The organism is Acidithiobacillus sp. (assembly GCF_023256195.1).
Classification (GTDB): domain Bacteria; phylum Pseudomonadota; class Gammaproteobacteria; order Acidithiobacillales; family Acidithiobacillaceae; genus Acidithiobacillus_A.
Genome location: NZ_JAGDWX010000012.1, coordinates 29,937 through 45,069, shown reverse-complemented (window position 1 = coordinate 45,069; position 15,133 = coordinate 29,937). Strand labels below are relative to the sequence as shown.

Genomic DNA, 15,133 nt, shown 5'->3' with positions numbered 1-15,133 from the left:
CTCAGGCCGCGGCCAGCCCGAGGCGCGCCGTAGCGACCCGTCGGGCTTCGGCATCGATGTCGAGCACAGCCTCCAGATCCTGAGGCTGCTCCGGCTGGAAATCGGTGAGGGTCTGCTCCACGAGTCGGGCAATGGCGGCAAAGGGCAGGCGACCATCCAGAAAGGAAGCCACTGCCACCTCGTTGGCGGCATTCAGCACGGTCGCCGCCGCCCCGCCCGCCCGCAAGGCCGCAAAGGCAAGGCCCAGACAAGGGAATCGGGCGAGATCCGGCTCCTCGAACTCCAGGGCAGGCCCGCGCGCCAGATCGAGGGAAGACACGCCGCTGTGCATGCGTTCCGGGTACGCCAGGGCGTGGGCAATGGGGGTGCGCATGTCCGGGTTGCCCAATTGCGCCAGCACCGAGCCATCCAGATACTCCACCATGGAATGGATGATGCTCTGCGGGTGGATCAGCACGTCGATGCGCTCCGCTGGCAGGGAGAACAGCCAGTGCGCCTCGATGACCTCCAACCCCTTGTTCATCATGGTCGCCGAATCCACCGAGATCTTCCGCCCCATGACCCAGTTGGGGTGCGCGCAGGCCTGATCCGGGGTGACGTCTTGCAGGCGCTCCAAAGGCCAGGTACGGAAGGGCCCACCAGAGGCCGTCAACAGGATGCGGCGCACCCCTTTGGGATCTCCGAAGCACTGGAAAACCGCATTGTGTTCGCTATCGATGGGCAGCAAGGTGGCTCCGTGGCGATGCACCTCCTCCATGAAGTAGGCGCCGGCCATAACCAGACATTCCTTGTTGGCCAGATAGACCCGGTGCCCAGCGCGCACTGCCGCGAGGGTCGGCATCAGCCCGGCGGCACCGACGATAGCCGCCATCACCTCGGAAACGCCCGGCCACTGGACCGCCTCCAGCAGCGCCTCGCTGCCACTGCCGACGCGGATCTGTCCCTGACCGGCGGCCACCAGGGCCGTTCGCAGCGTCTCTGCCGCCGCGGGATCGACCATGGCCACGAACTCGGGATGGTGCCGAAGTGCTATCTCCAGCATTTCCTGGACCCGGTGGTGCCCTGTGAGGGCGAAGACCTGGAACTCCTCCGGATGCCTGGCAATGACGTCCAAGGTGCTTTTACCGATGGAGCCCGTGGCTCCCAGAATGCAGATTCCGCGTTTCATTTCCACCAACCCAGAGCTATCAGACCCAGAACAAACACCGGAATTCCCGCCAGCATCGCATCGATCCGGTCCAGCACGCCCCCGTGACCCGGCAGGAGTCTGCCACTGTCCTTGCGACCGCTGCGCCTTTTGAGCAGACTTTCCAAAAGGTCGCCAACGACGCCGAAGGCCGCCACCAGCACGCCCAATGTGGCGCCGGCAGCCAGTGTCCAGAGCCCGCTACCGATCAAGACCAGTGTTCCCAGTGTGCCCATCATCAGCCCGGCAAGCAAGCCGCCGAACAGACCTTCCCAGGTCTTCGCCGGACTCAGCCAGGGCGCCAAGGGCGAGCGTCCCCAGGTCTTGCCCACGGCAAGCGCCAGGATGTCCGTAGCGCTGACCAGCAGAACAATCCACAACAGGAAAGACGGGCGCTGGCCCTGCAAGGCGGCCGCCAGTAGGAAGGCCGGAAAGAGGACCGGCAGCGCCAGCGCTGCCATCCAGTGCGGCGTGGCAGGGCCTTGCGCCCTGCGCGTGCGGGCGCGCCACAGGACGATGGGGACGAGCAGCCAGAAGACGCCGGCGGCCACCGCCCAGAGCCACGCACTCTGTCCCTGTGAAAAGGCGAGGGCCGCGAACACCAGACTCCCCGAGACTGCCCAGCCGCGATGCCAAGCGATCTGTGCCAGCTGCAGCCATTCGTCCAAGGCAAAAAAGAAAATGACCGCGAGAAAGAGACGGAAGACGGATGAGGGTGCCCAATAGACGAGGGGAAGGAAGACTAGGAACAGCAGCAGCGCGGTGACTATTCGCTGCCGCAAGCGTCTTCCAGAAGCTGATCGCCGGTGCGCCCGAAACGCCGCTGCCGTTGCGCGAAAGAACGCAGCGCCTGCTCCAGGGCGTCGCGGTCAAAATCTGGCCAGAGCACCTCGGTAAAGTAAAACTCGGTGTAGGCCATCTGCCAGATCAGAAAATTGCTGATACGTTCCTCACCGCCGGTGCGAATGAGGAGATCCGGCTCGGGGCTGTCTGCCAGAGCCAGATGCGGCGCAATGCTCGCCTCGTCCAACTCCGCCAGATCCCGGCCCTGACGCTGCAGTTGCAGGGCGGCGGCGCGCGCCGCCTGCGCCACATCCCAGCGCCCCCCGTAGTTGACGGCAAGGTTGAGGGTCAGACGATCATTGTCAGCGGTCAGGGTCTCCGCTTCTTCGATAAGCGTGACGATATCCCCATCCAGGGCTCGACGGTCGCCGATGATCCGCAGACGCACGCCGTTTTCGTGGAGGCGACGGGCTTCGCGCCGCAACATGAGGCGGAACAGGTTCATCAGCAGACGAACCTCCAGGGGCGGACGACGCCAGTTTTCGGTGCTGAAGGCAAAGAGCGTGAGGTGCCCCACCCCCAGTTCGACACAGGATTGCACCATCTCCCGCACTACCTCGGCGCCCCGCCGATGTCCCGCCACTCGTGGCAGGTGCCGCCGATAGGCCCAGCGCCCATTGCCATCCATGATGATGGCCAGGTGCCGTGGCCGCGTTGCCGCAGATTCCAGCCCCGTCATCAGACCTCCATGAGGTCCGATTCCTTGGCCTCCACCACGCCATCCACCTCGTCGACGAAGCGATCCGTGAGCTTCTGGAACTCTTCCTCGGCGCGCCGCTCCTCGTCCTCGGAGATACTTTTCTGTTTGAGCAGATCCTTGACCTGGGCAATGGCATCCCGGCGAATGTTGCGGATGGCCACGCGGGCGCCCTCGCCCTCCTGGCGCACGATCTTGACCATCTCCTTGCGCCGCTCCTCCGACAGCGCCGGCAGCGGAACGCGAACGTTGTCCGACCCAGCCACCGGATTCAGACCCAGACCGGCATCGCGAATGGCCTTGTCGATCTTGGGAATGAGCGGCTTTTCCCAGGGCGTCACCAGGAGGGAACGGGCATCGGCGACGGAGATGGAAGCCACCTGCGACAGGGGGGTCGGCGACCCGTAATATTCCACTTCGACGTGGTCCAGCAGACCGGCGCTGGCACGCCCGGTACGCAGGCGTGTCAACTCCGACTTCAGCGCCTCGATGCTCTTCTTCATGCGCTGCTCTGCGTCTTTCTTGATCTCTGCAATACTCATGACACCTCTCTTTGCACCAGAGTCCCCTCTTCCTCACCCTGCAGTACCCGCATGAGGGCACCGGGCTTGTTCATGGAAAAGACGACGATGGGCATGTCGTTGTCCCGACACAAGGTAATGGCCGTGGCATCCATCACTTGCAGGCCCTGCTCCAGCACCTGGTTGAAACTCAGTTCCCGGTACCGCATGGCCTCGGGGTGGGTAACGGGATCGTCGGTATAGACGCCATCCACCTTGGTACCCTTGAGCACCAGTTCGGCATTGATCTCCACCGCGCGCAGGCTCGCTGCAGTATCGGTGGTGAAGAAGGGGTTGCCGGTGCCGGCGCCGAAGATGACCACGCGCCCCTTCTCCAGGTGACGGATGGCACGCCGCCGGATGTAGGGTTCGGCCACCTGTTCGATGTGCAGGGCCGACTGCACCCGGGTGGGCAGGCCCAGATGCTCCAAGGCATCCTGCACCGCCAGAGCGTTCATGACCGTGGCCAGCATCCCCATGTAGTCCGCCGTCGCCCGGTCCATGCCCTCGGCGGCCTTGGCCATACCCCGAAAGATATTGCCGCCACCAATGACCAGCGCCACCTGCACCCCGGCATCGGCCACGGCCTTGATCTCGGCCGCCATCCGTTGCACGACCGCGCGATCCACACCGTACTGACCCTCGCCCATGAGGGCCTCACCGCTGAGCTTGAGGAGAATGCGGGAGTAACGGATGGCGGGTTCCATTCAGGCACCCCGGACCTGGGACATGACCTCCGTAGCGAAATCCGGACCTTGGTTCTTTTCGATGCCCTCGCCCACCTCGAAACGGACGAAACCGGCAATCCGCAGCCCCGGTTGTGCCTTGAGCAGATCGCCCACGCTGCGATCCGGATCCTTGACGAAGGCCTGACCCACCAGGGCGATCTCGTTGACGAACTTGCTCATCCGACCGCTGATCATCTTCTCGACGATCTCGGCGGGCTTACCGCTTTCCGCTGCCTGGGCACGGTAGATTTCCTTCTCCCGCTCCAAGCGCTCGGCCGATACCTGTTCGGGATATGCCACTTCGGGGCGAGACGCCGCCACGTGCATGGCCAGATCGCGGCCCAGCTCCTCCGAAGCGCCCGACCCCTCCAGGGCCACCAGCACGCCGATGCGGTTACCGTGCAGATAGCTGCCCACCCGACCCTCCGACACTTCCAGGCGCTGCAGACGGCGCAAGGCGATATTCTCACCCAACTGGCTGACCAGGGTCTTGCGCCGCTCTTCCAGCTCGGCATCGGCCAGCAGCTGCGCCACCTCTACCATGCCCCGCTCCAGCGCGGCGGCGGCGCAATCCTGGGCAAAGGCGACGAAAGCGTCGTTCTTGGCCACGAAGTCCGTTTCGCAGTTGACCTCCAGCACCACCGCGGAGCGCGCGTCGGCACCTTCGGCCAGAGCGATGCGCCCCTCGGCCGCCACCCGTCCCGACTTCTTATCGGCCTTGGCGAGTCCCCGCTTGCGCAGGAGATCCACCGCCGCCTCCATGTCGCCATCGGCCTCCGTCAGGACCGTCTTGCATTCCATCATGCCGGCGCCGGTGCGCTCCCGCAATTCCTTGACCTGCTGCGCAGAAATAGCCATAGCTGCTCCTTTGTGTCTGTGCTTTGCGCGAACCGCCTATCAGTCGGCGTCGATCTCGATGACTTCTTCCTCGACTTCCACGAAATCGTCCAGAAGATCCGCCTCGCTGCCCTGCCGACCGGCGAGGATGGCGTCCGCCGCCAGGCTCGCGTAGAGGCGGATGGCGCGGGTGGCGTCGTCGTTGCCGGGAATGGGGTAGTCGATGGGTGATGGATCGCAGTTGCTGTCCACCACACCCACCACCGGAATCCCCAGCTTCTTGGCTTCAGCCACAGCGATGTTCTCGTGCCCGACGTCGATGACGAAGAGGGCATCGGGTACTCCGGTCATATCCTTGATACCGCCCAGACTGCGCTCCAGCTTCTCGCGCTCGCGCGTCAGAGTCAGGGCTTCCTTCTTGGTGAGCTTTTCCAGGGTGCCATCGACGGTCATCTGCTCCAGCTCCTCAAAGCGGCGCAGCGACTGGCGAATGGTCTTGAAATTGGTGAGGGTACCGCCCAGCCAGCGCTGATTCACATAAAAGGCGCCACAGCGACGGGCCTCTTCCTCGATGGCCTCGCGCGCCTGGCGCTTGGTGCCGACGAAGAGCACACGGCCGTGCTTGCGCGAGACTTGCTCGAGGAAGGCCAGGGCCGTACGCAGCATGGGCAGCGTATGCTCGAGATTGATGATATGGATTCTATTGCGCTCACCGAAGATGTAGGGGGCCATCTTGGGATGCCAGTAGCGGGACTGATGACCGAAGTGCGCACCAGCTTCCAGCAGAGCGCGCATGCTGACATTGGGACTGCTCATGGAAATACTCCTGAAAAGGGTTTCTGTCCGCCACCGATCCCAGACGACGATCCCGAGGGACACCCGCGCGCCTGCGCCGATCGGTGTGTGAATTTGGGCCCGCAAGCCCACGCGGTTTATAGCAAATAATCCCGGCACCCGCAATCGTCGCGGGGCTTGCGGCAGCCGCCCGGGCCCTCAGGATCGGCGGCGATGCAGCCACCAGGCGACGACAGCGCCGACGATGAGCAGCCCCAACAATGCCAGCTGAACGTTGTGGACATTCTTCAGCAGCGGCCGCAACGAGGCGCCAAGCAGAAAACCCACTATCGACAACACCACGGACCAAATCAGCGCGGCCAGGGGATTCATCCACAGATACCGGCGCGGCGGGTAGCGGTGTACCCCCAGGAGAATGGGGGTGATGGTGCGGGTGCCGTAGATGAAGCGAAACACCAAGGTGATGACATTGCCGTAGCGGCGAATGAGTGTTTCCGCCTTGACCACCGTTCGGCGCAAAAAATGCGGAATCCAGCCAAGCACCCGTTCGCCATAGTGGTAACCCACCTGATACAGCACCTGATCGTTGATGGTGCTGCCGGCAAAGGCAGCGACAATCACCCAGGGCAATTCCAGAATCCCGGCTTGGGCCAGGGCGCCGGCAATGACCACCACCGCCTCACCCTCCAGGAGCGTTCCGAGAAAAAGAATTCCGTAGCCATACTGGCGCAGGAACTCTATCACCATATCCAGGGTGATGGGCGCGTAGCCGAGGCTCTCCAGGAGCCCGTTGAACAGATCGATGAGGATCCCCTCCCTGCAAGGCTACTGTTTAGAAGAGCACTTGAAAATCGGGGCCTACCAGACCCTGCTCCTGCTCCAGATCGGCGGCCAGCAGAGGGGCGACGGCGCGCCAGTCCGCCGGGAAGCGCAGCTCCAGCGTCCGCCCACGGATGGTCAGGGTCGGCGTGTGCGCAAGGCCGGCGGCGCCCCGCTGCAGGACGATGGCCAGGCGCAGCAGCACGGCCAGCTGCTGCAAGGGCTCGGCATCCTCCGCCGCCACTCCAAACGCCTGCAACTGCGAGAGACTCAGGAGCTTTTTCCGCTGGCAGCGCACCAGACAGGCGATGAGGTTCTGCTCGCGCCGCGAAAAGCCCGCGATATCGGCGTTGCGCCAGATATACTCGCCGTGCTTGTGGAAGCCCGAGTGCGCAATATCCAGACCGATGTCGTGGGTGGCGGCCGCCCAGCGCAGCCAGGCCAGATGACCATCGTGCAGGCCCCAAACGTGGCGCGCCGCAGCAAACAGCCGCACCGCCCACTCCGTCACCTCGGCATTGCGCTGCACCTGACTGTGAAAACGCTGCTGCAGATTGGCAATACTGAGCTCGCGACTATCCTCGTGATGGATGCGACCGAGGAGATCATAGATCGCGCCTTCCCGCAGCGCGCCTTCGGAAAAGCGCATTTCCTGTATGCGCAGTGAGGCGAACAGAGCCAACAGGATGGCCAGACCGCCCGGGAAGACCGCCGCCCGCTCCGCCTTCAGACCCCGCAGTTTATGCAGGGCCGAGATCTGCCCCAGCTGCAGTACCTGCTCACGCAGCCATTCCAAACCCGTTGGGGTGATGCGGCTGCCCAGCCCGTTCTCGCCAAGAATCCGCAGGACCGCCTTGATGGTGCCGGAGGATCCTATGGCCTGATCCCAGCCGTGGCGAAAATAATCGCCCAGACTCGGCTCGATGGCGAGGCGCACCCGATTCTGCAGCGCTGCCATGGCGGCCTCGGTGATCCGACCATCGGCGAAGAACTTTCGGGTCGAGCCCACGCAGCCGTAACTCAGGCTTTCGGTGATCCAGGGCTGAAACCCGGTACCAGCGATCACCTCGGTACTGCCGCCGCCGATGTCGATGACCAGCCGCCGCTCACCAGCATCCACCGCCAGGCTGTGGGCCACACCCAGGTAGATGAGCCGTGCCTCTTCCCGCCCCGCCACGATCTCCACAGGAAAACCCAGGGTTTTCTGAATGGCGGCAACGAAGTCCTCGGCGCGAGTAGCCAGACGCAGGGTGTTGGTACCGATGACCCGTACCCGCTCCGGCGGCACCCCTTGCAGGCGCTGAGCAAAGCGCGCCAGACACTCCAGGGCACGGCTCGCCACCTTGGGATCGAGGCTGCCATCCTCACCCAGGCCCTCCGCCAGACGCACTCCCTCCCGCAAGCGGTCCAATAGCCGCAGCTCCGTCCCCCACTCCTGCGCCACCACCATGTGAAAAGAATTGGAGCCGAGATCGACGGCGGCGAGCAGCGCAGGCTCGGGACTTGAGGACGGCAGGGTCATGAAGCTCCTTTCTGGAGGTCTTTGGCAACCTGTTCCAAGGGAATATGGCGGACATTGCGCCCCTTGGCAAGGTAGATCACGTACTCGCAGACGTTGCGGGCATGATCACCGACGCGCTCCACGGCCTTGGCGATGAACAGAGCGTCGATGGCGGCGGTGATGGTACGTGGATCCTCCATCATGTAGGTCACCAGGCGCCGCGTCGCCGCGCGGTACTCCTGATTGAGTTCCTCGTCACCACGGGCGATGCGGATGGCCGCATCGGCATCGGCCCGAGCCAGTGCATCCATGGCCTCGCGCAGCATGCGCAGGGCATACTCGCCCATGCCGTGGACGTCCCGCAGAAAATTGCTGTGGATCCCTTGGGAACCGTGCCCCATGGACAGCACCATGTTGGCGATCTTGGCAGCCTTGTCGCCGATGCGCTCCAGGTCGGCGATGGTCTTGATGAGGGTCATCACCAGACGCAGATCGCCGGCCGCCGGCTGCCGTCGCGCCAGAATACCGATGCACTCTTCCTCGATGCGGACCTCATAGCCATTGACCACGGCGTCCCGAGAAATGATCTCATTGGCCAACTCACTATCCTGGTGCTGCAAAGCCAGCATGGCATTGGCGAACTGATCCTCGACGACGCCTGCCATGGTCAGGACCAGTTCGTGTACACCCTGAAGTTCTTCGTCGAAACGCTGCGAGATGTGGGGTTCTTTGTCCATGACCGTACTCCTTAGCCGTAGCGACCGGTGATGTAATCTTCCGTCTGTTTCTGTTGCGGGTTGGTGAAGAGCTGCTGGGTCGGGCCAAACTCCACCATCTCCCCCAGGTACATGAAGGCAGTGAAGTTGGACACGCGGGCCGCCTGCTGCATGTTGTGCGTGACGATAAGGATGGTGAAACGATCGCGCAGCTCGCTGACCAGTTCCTCGATCTTCAGGGTCGCGATGGGATCCAGGGCCGATGTGGGCTCATCCAGAAGGATGACCTCGGGCTTGACGGCCACCGCCCGGGCGATGCAGAGGCGCTGCTGCTGGCCGCCCGAGAGACTCAGACCACTGGCCTTGAGCTTGTCCTTGACCTCATCCCAGAGGGCTGCCTGCCGCAGGGCCTGCTCGACACGCTCGTCCATCTCCACCTTGCGCAGCTTCTCGTAGAGGCGGATGCCGAAGGCAATGTTATCGTAGATGGACATGGGAAAAGGCGTCGGCTTCTGGAAGACCATCCCCACCTTGGCCCGAAGCAGGTTGACGTCGATGCTGGGACTGAGGATGTCCTCGCCGTCCAGCAGCACCTGCCCCGTTGCCCGTTGGCCCGGATAGAGGGAGTACATGCGGTTGAATACCCGCAGCAGGGTCGACTTGCCGCAACCGGAGGGACCGATGAAGGCCGTCACCTGCTTTTCGGGAAGCTCGATGTTGATATCTTTCAGCGCCTTATTGTTACCATAGAAAAAATCCAGGTGGCTTACCTTGATCTTGGGCTTGCCTTGCTCCGCCATGTTGTCCCCCATCCGAGTAAAAATCTTCCCGAGTATAACGGTATTTTATGACACTTTGATGACAGCGGCCTGCGCCTCGGGGTCTCTCTGCAGCTTACGGCGACGACCCAAGGCCTGGGGAAAATGGACGCGGAAGACCGAGCCATGTCCAGGCTCGCTATCGATCTCCAGGCGTCCGTGGTAACGCTCCACCGCATGGCGGACGATGGCAAGGCCCAGGCCCGTACCGCCGACACGCCGGGAGCGACCGCGATCGACGCGATAGAAGCGCTCGGTGATGCGACGCAGATGCTCGGGCGCGATACCATCGCCCTGATCTTCCACCGCAAACAGCAGCTCCGTAGCCAGCTCGAGCCAGAACACGCGGATGGCACGACCTGCGGGAGAGTATTTCACGGCGTTGTCCACGAGATTGTGGACGATGCTCTGGATATCCAGCGGTTCGGCGAGGATGGCGAGCTCCTCGTCCACCTCCAGCTGCAGCTGCAGGGCCTTTTCTTGAATCTGGGGGGCGAGGCTGCTCAGGCTGCGCCGCAAGAGCTCCGCGGGAAAGAGTTCCTGGAGGCGCTGCGGATCGGGCTCCGTCGATTCCATGCGGGCCAGGGACAGGAGATCCTCCACCAGAGACTGCATCCTCTGGCTCTGGGTCTCCATCAGCCGCAACTGCGGACCGACTTCGGCATCCCGGCCCAGCGGACCGTCCAGCAGATTCTCGAGAAAGCCGCGAATGACGGTCAGGGGGCTGCGCAACTCGTGGGAGACGTTGGCGACGAAATCCTGGCGCACCTGCTCCAGCTGGCGCAGGCGGGTGATGTCGCGAAAGAGTACCAAGGCCCCGGCATCGCCCAGGGGATAGCGTAGCCCCTCCACCACCCGCTCCGGATCCCGGGGCATGGGCATCTGGATGGCTGTGCTGCCCTCACCCCCCAGAAACTGACGCATCTGCGGCAGCCGCAGCCAGTAGGCAAAGGGTTTGCCGAGATCGTCGGGCCAGTGCAGACCGAGGAGCTGTACCGCCGCCGGATTCACCCAGAGCAGACGACCATCCTCGTCCATCAGGATGACGGCGTCGGGCATGGCCTGCAGGGCGTCGCGCAGCTGCACGATCTGGGCACTCAACTGGCGCTGGGTGATTTCCTGATGCCGACGCCAGTGATAGCCCTCAGCAAAGGTCTCCTCCCAGATCCCCGCACTCAAGGGCGGCATGCTGGTGCGCTTTTCCCGGAACCAAGCGCGAAAGCGCAGGGCCTGCTGCCGGTGCCAGCCCACCCACAGTGCCGCGACGAAGGCGGACACCCAGAGAAAGGCGGCGATCTGGTGCAGCGGGACCTGGCCCCACCACCACAGCAGGGCGAGACCCAGGGGCAGCAGCAGCGGGAACCAGGCCCGCAGAAAACTCACGCATCCTCCTCCACCATGACCCCGCGGGGGGCCAGAGGGTTGCAGCGGTAACCCTCACCGCGCACCGTCTCGATGATGTTGGCATAGCCCACCTTGGCCAAGGCGCGACGCAGACGGCGAATGTGGACGTCCACCGTACGCTCCTCGATGAAGCTTTGCCGTCCCCAGATGTGATCCAGCAGCGCCTCGCGCGAGTAGACGCGGTCGGGATTGGTGGCGAAGAGACGCAGCATGCGAAACTCCGTTGGGCCCATGGACACCAGCGCTTCGTCGAGCATGACGCGATGCGCCTTGATATCCACCAGCAGGTCGCCGATGCGAACGTGGCTGGGTGTCAGTCCGCCGTAGCTGCGGCGCAGCAGTGCCTGAACCCGGGCGCCCAGCTCCCGCGGGGAAAAGGGCTTGGACAGATAATCATCGGCGCCCGACTCGAGGCCATGGACTCGATCCCCTTCCTCCCCGCGGGCGGTGAGGACGATGATGGGCAGGCTCTGGGTCCGCTCCTGGCGACGCAGACTGCGGCACCAGGCCACGCCGCTCTCGCCGGGGAGCATCCAGTCCAGAACGACGAGATGCGGCATGGGATCCTGCAGGCGTTCCTCGGCCTGCTCCACACTCGCCACACAGGTCACCTCGAAGCCCTGCTTCTGCAGGCTCAGACGCAAGAGCTCCTGGATGCCTTCCTCATCCTCCACCACCAGGATGCGGTAGACGGTTTTGCCTTGCTCGAGATCGGACACTGGTTCTCGCCCCTCCCTCAGAACCCAATTCCAACGCATGCCTCACCCGTCAACGATCCAGCCGCCCCCCAGCAGGCGCTCGCCATCGTAGCACACCGCCGCCTGACCGGGAGTAATGGCCCGCTGCGGCGCCGCGAAGCGCAGCTTTGCCGCGGCTCCCTCCAGCGGCTGCAGCGTCGCCGCAACGGGAGCGGCCGCGTAGCGCAACTTGACCGCAACGGGAGTGTCGGGCCCAGCCCTCTGACTTGTCAACCAGTTGCAGTCCCGCAACGCCGTCTCGTTTCGGTAGAGGGCGGCCTCGGGGCCCACCCGCAGGCGATTGTGCGCGCTATCCAAGGCGACGACGTAGCGCGGCTCTGCAGCTCCGCCACCCAGACCCCGACGTTGACCGACGGTGTAGTGCACCAGACCCTCGTGCCGCCCCAGCACCGCCCCGGTGTCGTCGACGATCTCCCCAGCCTCAACGGCTACCGGGGCGTGTGCCTTGACAAAGGCGCCGGTATCGCCTCCCGGGATGAAACACAGATCCTGGGAGTCCCCTTTTCCGGCAATCTTCAGACCACGCTGCTGCGCCCAAGCACGCACTTCTTCCTTGCGCCACTCGCCCAGCGGGAAGCGCAGCCGGGGCAGAAGCTGCGCCGGCAGGGCAAAAAGGAAGTAGGATTGATCCTTGCGATGGTCCAAGGCGCGCCAGAGCTGCCAGTCCTCTCCCTGCTGCTGCAGACGAACGTAATGTCCCGTCGCCAGGAAGTCCGCACCCAGAGCGGCCGCTTCCTGCCACAGGGCGTCGAATTTCAGGAGTTGATTGCAGCGCGCACAAGGATTGGGCGTGCGCCCGGCCAGATAGTCGGCAACGAAGGGCTCGACGATGGCCTCGCGAAAACGCTGCCGGTAGTCCAGCACCTGGTAAGGGATGCCCAGCTGTGCGCACAGGTCCGCCGCATCCTCGATATCCCGCTCATCGCAGCAGCGACTTTGCGGCCAGAGGCGGAGGGTAACACCCAGCAGATCGTGACCCGCCTCGGCCAAAAGCGCTGCCGCCACCGCCGAGTCCACCCCACCCGACAGGGCGACGACGATCCGCGCCACGCCCGGCTCAATCCCTTTCGGCGAGCCAGGCCATCTGAATGGCCTCCAGGATACCCTCGTTGGAGCGCTGGGGGTCGTCCTCGAACTCCGGCAGTTCCGTCACCCAGCGATGGAGATCCGTGAAGCGGATGCGCGCCACGTCCACATCGGGGTGGGCCTCATCCAGAGCGATGGCGATATCCTGCGTGTCCGTCCAACGCATCAGTGTCGCTCCTTTTCCAGATTGATGGTGTACTTGGGAACCTCGATGACCAGATCGGTGTCGCCTACCTTGGCCTGACAGCTCAATCGGGAAGTGGGCTCCAGGCCCCAGGCCTTGTCCAGGAGATCCTCTTCCTTTTCCTCGGCGGGTTCGAGACTGTCGAAACCCTCCCGCAGGATCACGTGGCAGGTGGTACAGGCACAGGACATCTCGCAGGCGTGCTCGATGTGCACGCCGTTGCGCAGCGCCGCTTCGATGATGCTCTCTCCGGGTTCGGCATCGAATTCGGCGCCTTCGGGACAGAGTTCGTGGTGAGGCAGGACACGGATGTGGGTCATTCAGTTCTTCCATTCGTCGATGGAGTGGCCGGCCATGGCGCTGCGCACGGCCTGATTCATGCGTCGTTCCACCAGCACTTCGGCCGCCTTCTCCAGGGCCTCCGTGGCCGCGGTGATGGCGTCGGCGTCGGTTCCCGCCAGAGCTCGCTCCAGATCGACTCGAGCCGCCTCGATGGCTTGGCGTTCCGACTCCGACAGCAAGGCTGCGTCTGCGGCCATGGCCGTTGCCAGGGCCTCGCGCGCCCGCTCACCTTCCACCCGGGCCTCAGCCAGGCGGCGATGCTCGACGTCGTCGGCGGCATGCTGCAGCGCGTCCTGGAGCATCTGGGTGATGGCCGCATCGTCGAGACCGTAGGAGGGTTTCACTTGTACCTCGGCGCGTACCCCGGTACTGGTTTCCTCGGCGCTGACCGCCAGCAGGCCATCGGCATCCACCTGGAAAGTCACGCGGATACGCGCCTGTCCCGCGACCATGGGAGGAATGCCACGCAGAGTGAAACGCGCCAGCGAGCGATTGTCCTCCACCCGGTCCCGCTCGCCCTGCAACACGTGGATGGACATGGCCGTCTGGCCATCCTTGAAGGTGGTGAACTCCTGGGCACGGGACACGGGGATGGGAGTATTGCGGGGAATGATCTTCTCCACCAGCCCGCCCATGGTTTCCAGTCCCAAAGACAAGGGCAGAACGTCCATGAGCAGAAGATCTTCGCGCTGATTGCCCACCAGGGCATCGGCCTGTATGGCCGCACCCAGTGCGACCACGCGATCGGGGTCGATGTCCGTGAGGGGTTCCCGGCCAAAGAATTCCGCCACCATGCGCTGCAGCAAGGGCACGCGGGTCGCGCCCCCCACCAGTACCACGCCGTCGATGGCAGAGCGCTCCACCCCCGCATCGCGCAAGGCTCGCCGGCAGGGCGTCAGGGTTTTCTGCAGGATGGGCTGGATCCAATTCTCCAGATCGCGGCGCTGCAGCGTCCAGCTGCGGCTCTCGCCGGTGGGCAGCACCAGCTGCGCACTGGCCATATCCGCCTCGCTCAAACGCTCCTTCAGGCCGCGCGCAAGCTGCAGGCTCTGTCGCCGGAAACCCGCATCCCCGGCGTAGTCGGGGAACTCTGCCAGCAAGTGCTCGGCTATGGCGTGGTCCATATCGTCGCCACCCAGGGCGGCATCCCCCGCGGTCGCCAGTACCTCGAAAACCCCCTGCTGCAGACGCAACAGAGAGAAATCGAAGGTTCCGCCGCCCAGATCAAAAACGGCATAGAGACCGCGGGAGTTCTTGTCGAGGCCGTAGGCCACCGCTGCCGCCGTGGGTTCCGCCAGCAGACGCAGCACCGGCAGACCGGCCAAGGCAGCGGCGTCCTTGGTGGCCTGCCGCTGCGCGTCGTCGAAATAGGCCGGCACGGTGATGACCGCACCCTGAGGCTCCTCACCCAGGGCGGCCACGGCCCGCTCCTTGAGAACCTTGAGGATCTCGGCGGAGACCTCCACCGGACTCTTGTCGCCGGCGACGGTACGGATCCGCACCATGCCATCCCCAGGCACGATCTCGAAGGGCAGGTGCCCGGCAAGGCGGCCGACATCGGCGGCTCCTCGCCCCATGAAGCGCTTCACGGAAGCGATGGTGTTGTGCGGATCCTCAACAGCGGCGGCGCGGGCCTCGTAGCCCACTGCCACCCGTCCATCGGCAGCGTAGTGCACTACCGAGGGCAGCAGCACGCGCCCCTCGGCATCGGGAATGGTCTCGGGTATGGCCGAGCGCACTGTCGCCACCAGGGAATGGGTCGTGCCGAGATCGATACCGATGGCCAGACGCCGCTCGTGGGGAGCGCCACTCTGGCCCGGTTCGGCAATCTGCATCAACGCCATGGTTCTCTCCTCGTG

The 15,133-nt window shown here is 64.3% G+C and carries 17 protein-coding genes; all 17 read right to left on the bottom strand.

Translation table 11 applies throughout. The features are described from left to right. Position 1: 1 nt before the first annotated feature. Positions 2-1,168 (bottom strand): 1-deoxy-D-xylulose-5-phosphate reductoisomerase, encoded by a 1,167-nt coding sequence (gene ispC, locus Q0C23_RS02115; RefSeq protein WP_291510729.1) that lies wholly within the window; start codon positions 1,166-1,168, stop codon positions 2-4. Beyond that, positions 1,165-1,968 (bottom strand): phosphatidate cytidylyltransferase, encoded by an 804-nt coding sequence (locus Q0C23_RS02110; RefSeq protein ID WP_291510728.1) that lies wholly within the window; start codon positions 1,966-1,968, stop codon positions 1,165-1,167. Before Q0C23_RS02110 ends, ispC begins: the two co-directional genes overlap by 4 nt. Further along, the gene (uppS, locus tag Q0C23_RS02105; protein ID WP_291510727.1) at positions 1,953-2,708 is read right to left on the bottom strand and encodes a polyprenyl diphosphate synthase; all 756 of its coding nucleotides are present in this window, start codon (positions 2,706-2,708) and stop codon (positions 1,953-1,955) included. The genes Q0C23_RS02110 and uppS overlap by 16 nt, the downstream gene beginning before the upstream one ends. Beyond that, on the bottom strand, positions 2,708-3,268 hold the full coding sequence (gene frr, locus Q0C23_RS02100) for a ribosome recycling factor (RefSeq protein WP_291510726.1): 561 nt from the start codon (positions 3,266-3,268) through the stop codon (positions 2,708-2,710). Before frr ends, uppS begins: the two co-directional genes overlap by 1 nt. After that, entirely contained in the window at positions 3,265-3,993 is a 729-nt protein-coding gene (gene pyrH / locus Q0C23_RS02095; RefSeq protein ID WP_291510725.1) for a UMP kinase, read from the bottom strand. The genes frr and pyrH overlap by 4 nt, the downstream gene beginning before the upstream one ends. Then, entirely contained in the window at positions 3,994-4,872 is an 879-nt protein-coding gene (gene tsf / locus Q0C23_RS02090; RefSeq protein ID WP_291510724.1) for a translation elongation factor Ts, read from the bottom strand. 39 nt (positions 4,873-4,911) lie between these two features. Next, positions 4,912-5,667 (bottom strand): 30S ribosomal protein S2, encoded by a 756-nt coding sequence (gene rpsB / locus Q0C23_RS02085; RefSeq protein WP_291510723.1) that lies wholly within the window; start codon positions 5,665-5,667, stop codon positions 4,912-4,914. 177 nt (positions 5,668-5,844) lie between these two features. Then, a complete protein-coding gene (locus Q0C23_RS02080; RefSeq protein ID WP_291510722.1) occupies positions 5,845-6,393 on the bottom strand; it encodes a DedA family protein in 549 nt (182 codons plus the stop codon). 85 nt (positions 6,394-6,478) lie between these two features. Beyond that, positions 6,479-7,987, bottom strand: coding sequence for a Ppx/GppA phosphatase family protein (locus Q0C23_RS02075; protein WP_291510721.1), 1,509 nt, complete (start codon positions 7,985-7,987; stop codon positions 6,479-6,481). Next, the gene (gene phoU, locus Q0C23_RS02070; protein WP_291510720.1) at positions 7,984-8,703 is read right to left on the bottom strand and encodes a phosphate signaling complex protein PhoU; all 720 of its coding nucleotides are present in this window, start codon (positions 8,701-8,703) and stop codon (positions 7,984-7,986) included. The genes Q0C23_RS02075 and phoU overlap by 4 nt, the downstream gene beginning before the upstream one ends. Before the next feature lie 11 nt (positions 8,704-8,714). Continuing rightward, positions 8,715-9,482, bottom strand: coding sequence for a phosphate ABC transporter ATP-binding protein PstB (gene pstB / locus Q0C23_RS02065; RefSeq protein ID WP_291510719.1), 768 nt, complete (start codon positions 9,480-9,482; stop codon positions 8,715-8,717). Between the two features lie 45 nt (positions 9,483-9,527). Further along, positions 9,528-10,883: a phosphate regulon sensor histidine kinase PhoR gene (phoR, locus tag Q0C23_RS02060; protein WP_291510718.1), complete on the bottom strand. Its 1,356-nt coding sequence runs from the start codon at positions 10,881-10,883 to the stop codon at positions 9,528-9,530. After that, the gene (gene phoB, locus Q0C23_RS02055; RefSeq protein ID WP_367273170.1) at positions 10,880-11,662 is read right to left on the bottom strand and encodes a phosphate regulon transcriptional regulator PhoB; all 783 of its coding nucleotides are present in this window, start codon (positions 11,660-11,662) and stop codon (positions 10,880-10,882) included. Before phoB ends, phoR begins: the two co-directional genes overlap by 4 nt. 3 nt (positions 11,663-11,665) lie before the next feature. Beyond that, positions 11,666-12,712: a tRNA 2-thiouridine(34) synthase MnmA gene (gene mnmA, locus Q0C23_RS02050; RefSeq protein ID WP_291510716.1), complete on the bottom strand. Its 1,047-nt coding sequence runs from the start codon at positions 12,710-12,712 to the stop codon at positions 11,666-11,668. Between the two features lie 7 nt (positions 12,713-12,719). After that, positions 12,720-12,914, bottom strand: coding sequence for a Fe-S cluster assembly protein IscX (gene iscX / locus Q0C23_RS02045; protein ID WP_291510715.1), 195 nt, complete (start codon positions 12,912-12,914; stop codon positions 12,720-12,722). Further along, positions 12,914-13,252, bottom strand: coding sequence for an ISC system 2Fe-2S type ferredoxin (gene fdx, locus Q0C23_RS02040; protein ID WP_291510714.1), 339 nt, complete (start codon positions 13,250-13,252; stop codon positions 12,914-12,916). The genes iscX and fdx overlap by 1 nt, the downstream gene beginning before the upstream one ends. Further along, positions 13,253-15,118 carry a Fe-S protein assembly chaperone HscA gene (hscA, locus tag Q0C23_RS02035; RefSeq protein ID WP_291510713.1) on the bottom strand — a complete coding sequence of 622 codons (1,866 nt, stop codon included), beginning with the start codon at positions 15,116-15,118 and terminating at the stop codon, positions 13,253-13,255. Positions 15,119-15,133: the final 15 nt, after the last annotated feature.

What these genes read in the sequence shown, in the direction of transcription:
- fdx (WP_291510714.1), bottom strand. Translation starts at nt 13,252, where the DNA reads ATGACCCACATCCGTGTCCTGCCTCACCACGAACTCTGTCCCGAAGGC.
- Q0C23_RS02080 (WP_291510722.1), bottom strand. Translation starts at nt 6,393, where the DNA reads ATGGTGATAGAGTTCCTGCGCCAGTATGGCTACGGAATTCTTTTTCTC.
- pstB (WP_291510719.1), bottom strand. Translation starts at nt 9,482, where the DNA reads ATGGCGGAGCAAGGCAAGCCCAAGATCAAGGTAAGCCACCTGGATTTT.
- pyrH (WP_291510725.1), bottom strand. Translation starts at nt 3,993, where the DNA reads ATGGAACCCGCCATCCGTTACTCCCGCATTCTCCTCAAGCTCAGCGGT.
- iscX (WP_291510715.1), bottom strand. Translation starts at nt 12,914, where the DNA reads ATGCGTTGGACGGACACGCAGGATATCGCCATCGCTCTGGATGAGGCC.
- frr (WP_291510726.1), bottom strand. Translation starts at nt 3,268, where the DNA reads ATGAGTATTGCAGAGATCAAGAAAGACGCAGAGCAGCGCATGAAGAAG.
- uppS (WP_291510727.1), bottom strand. Translation starts at nt 2,708, where the DNA reads ATGACGGGGCTGGAATCTGCGGCAACGCGGCCACGGCACCTGGCCATC.
- rpsB (WP_291510723.1), bottom strand. Translation starts at nt 5,667, where the DNA reads ATGAGCAGTCCCAATGTCAGCATGCGCGCTCTGCTGGAAGCTGGTGCG.
- tsf (WP_291510724.1), bottom strand. Translation starts at nt 4,872, where the DNA reads ATGGCTATTTCTGCGCAGCAGGTCAAGGAATTGCGGGAGCGCACCGGC.
- Q0C23_RS02075 (WP_291510721.1), bottom strand. Translation starts at nt 7,987, where the DNA reads ATGACCCTGCCGTCCTCAAGTCCCGAGCCTGCGCTGCTCGCCGCCGTC.
- hscA (WP_291510713.1), bottom strand. Translation starts at nt 15,118, where the DNA reads ATGGCGTTGATGCAGATTGCCGAACCGGGCCAGAGTGGCGCTCCCCAC.
- phoU (WP_291510720.1), bottom strand. Translation starts at nt 8,703, where the DNA reads ATGGACAAAGAACCCCACATCTCGCAGCGTTTCGACGAAGAACTTCAG.
- ispC (WP_291510729.1), bottom strand. Translation starts at nt 1,168, where the DNA reads ATGAAACGCGGAATCTGCATTCTGGGAGCCACGGGCTCCATCGGTAAA.
- phoB (WP_367273170.1), bottom strand. Translation starts at nt 11,662, where the DNA reads ATGCGTTGGAATTGGGTTCTGAGGGAGGGGCGAGAACCAGTGTCCGAT.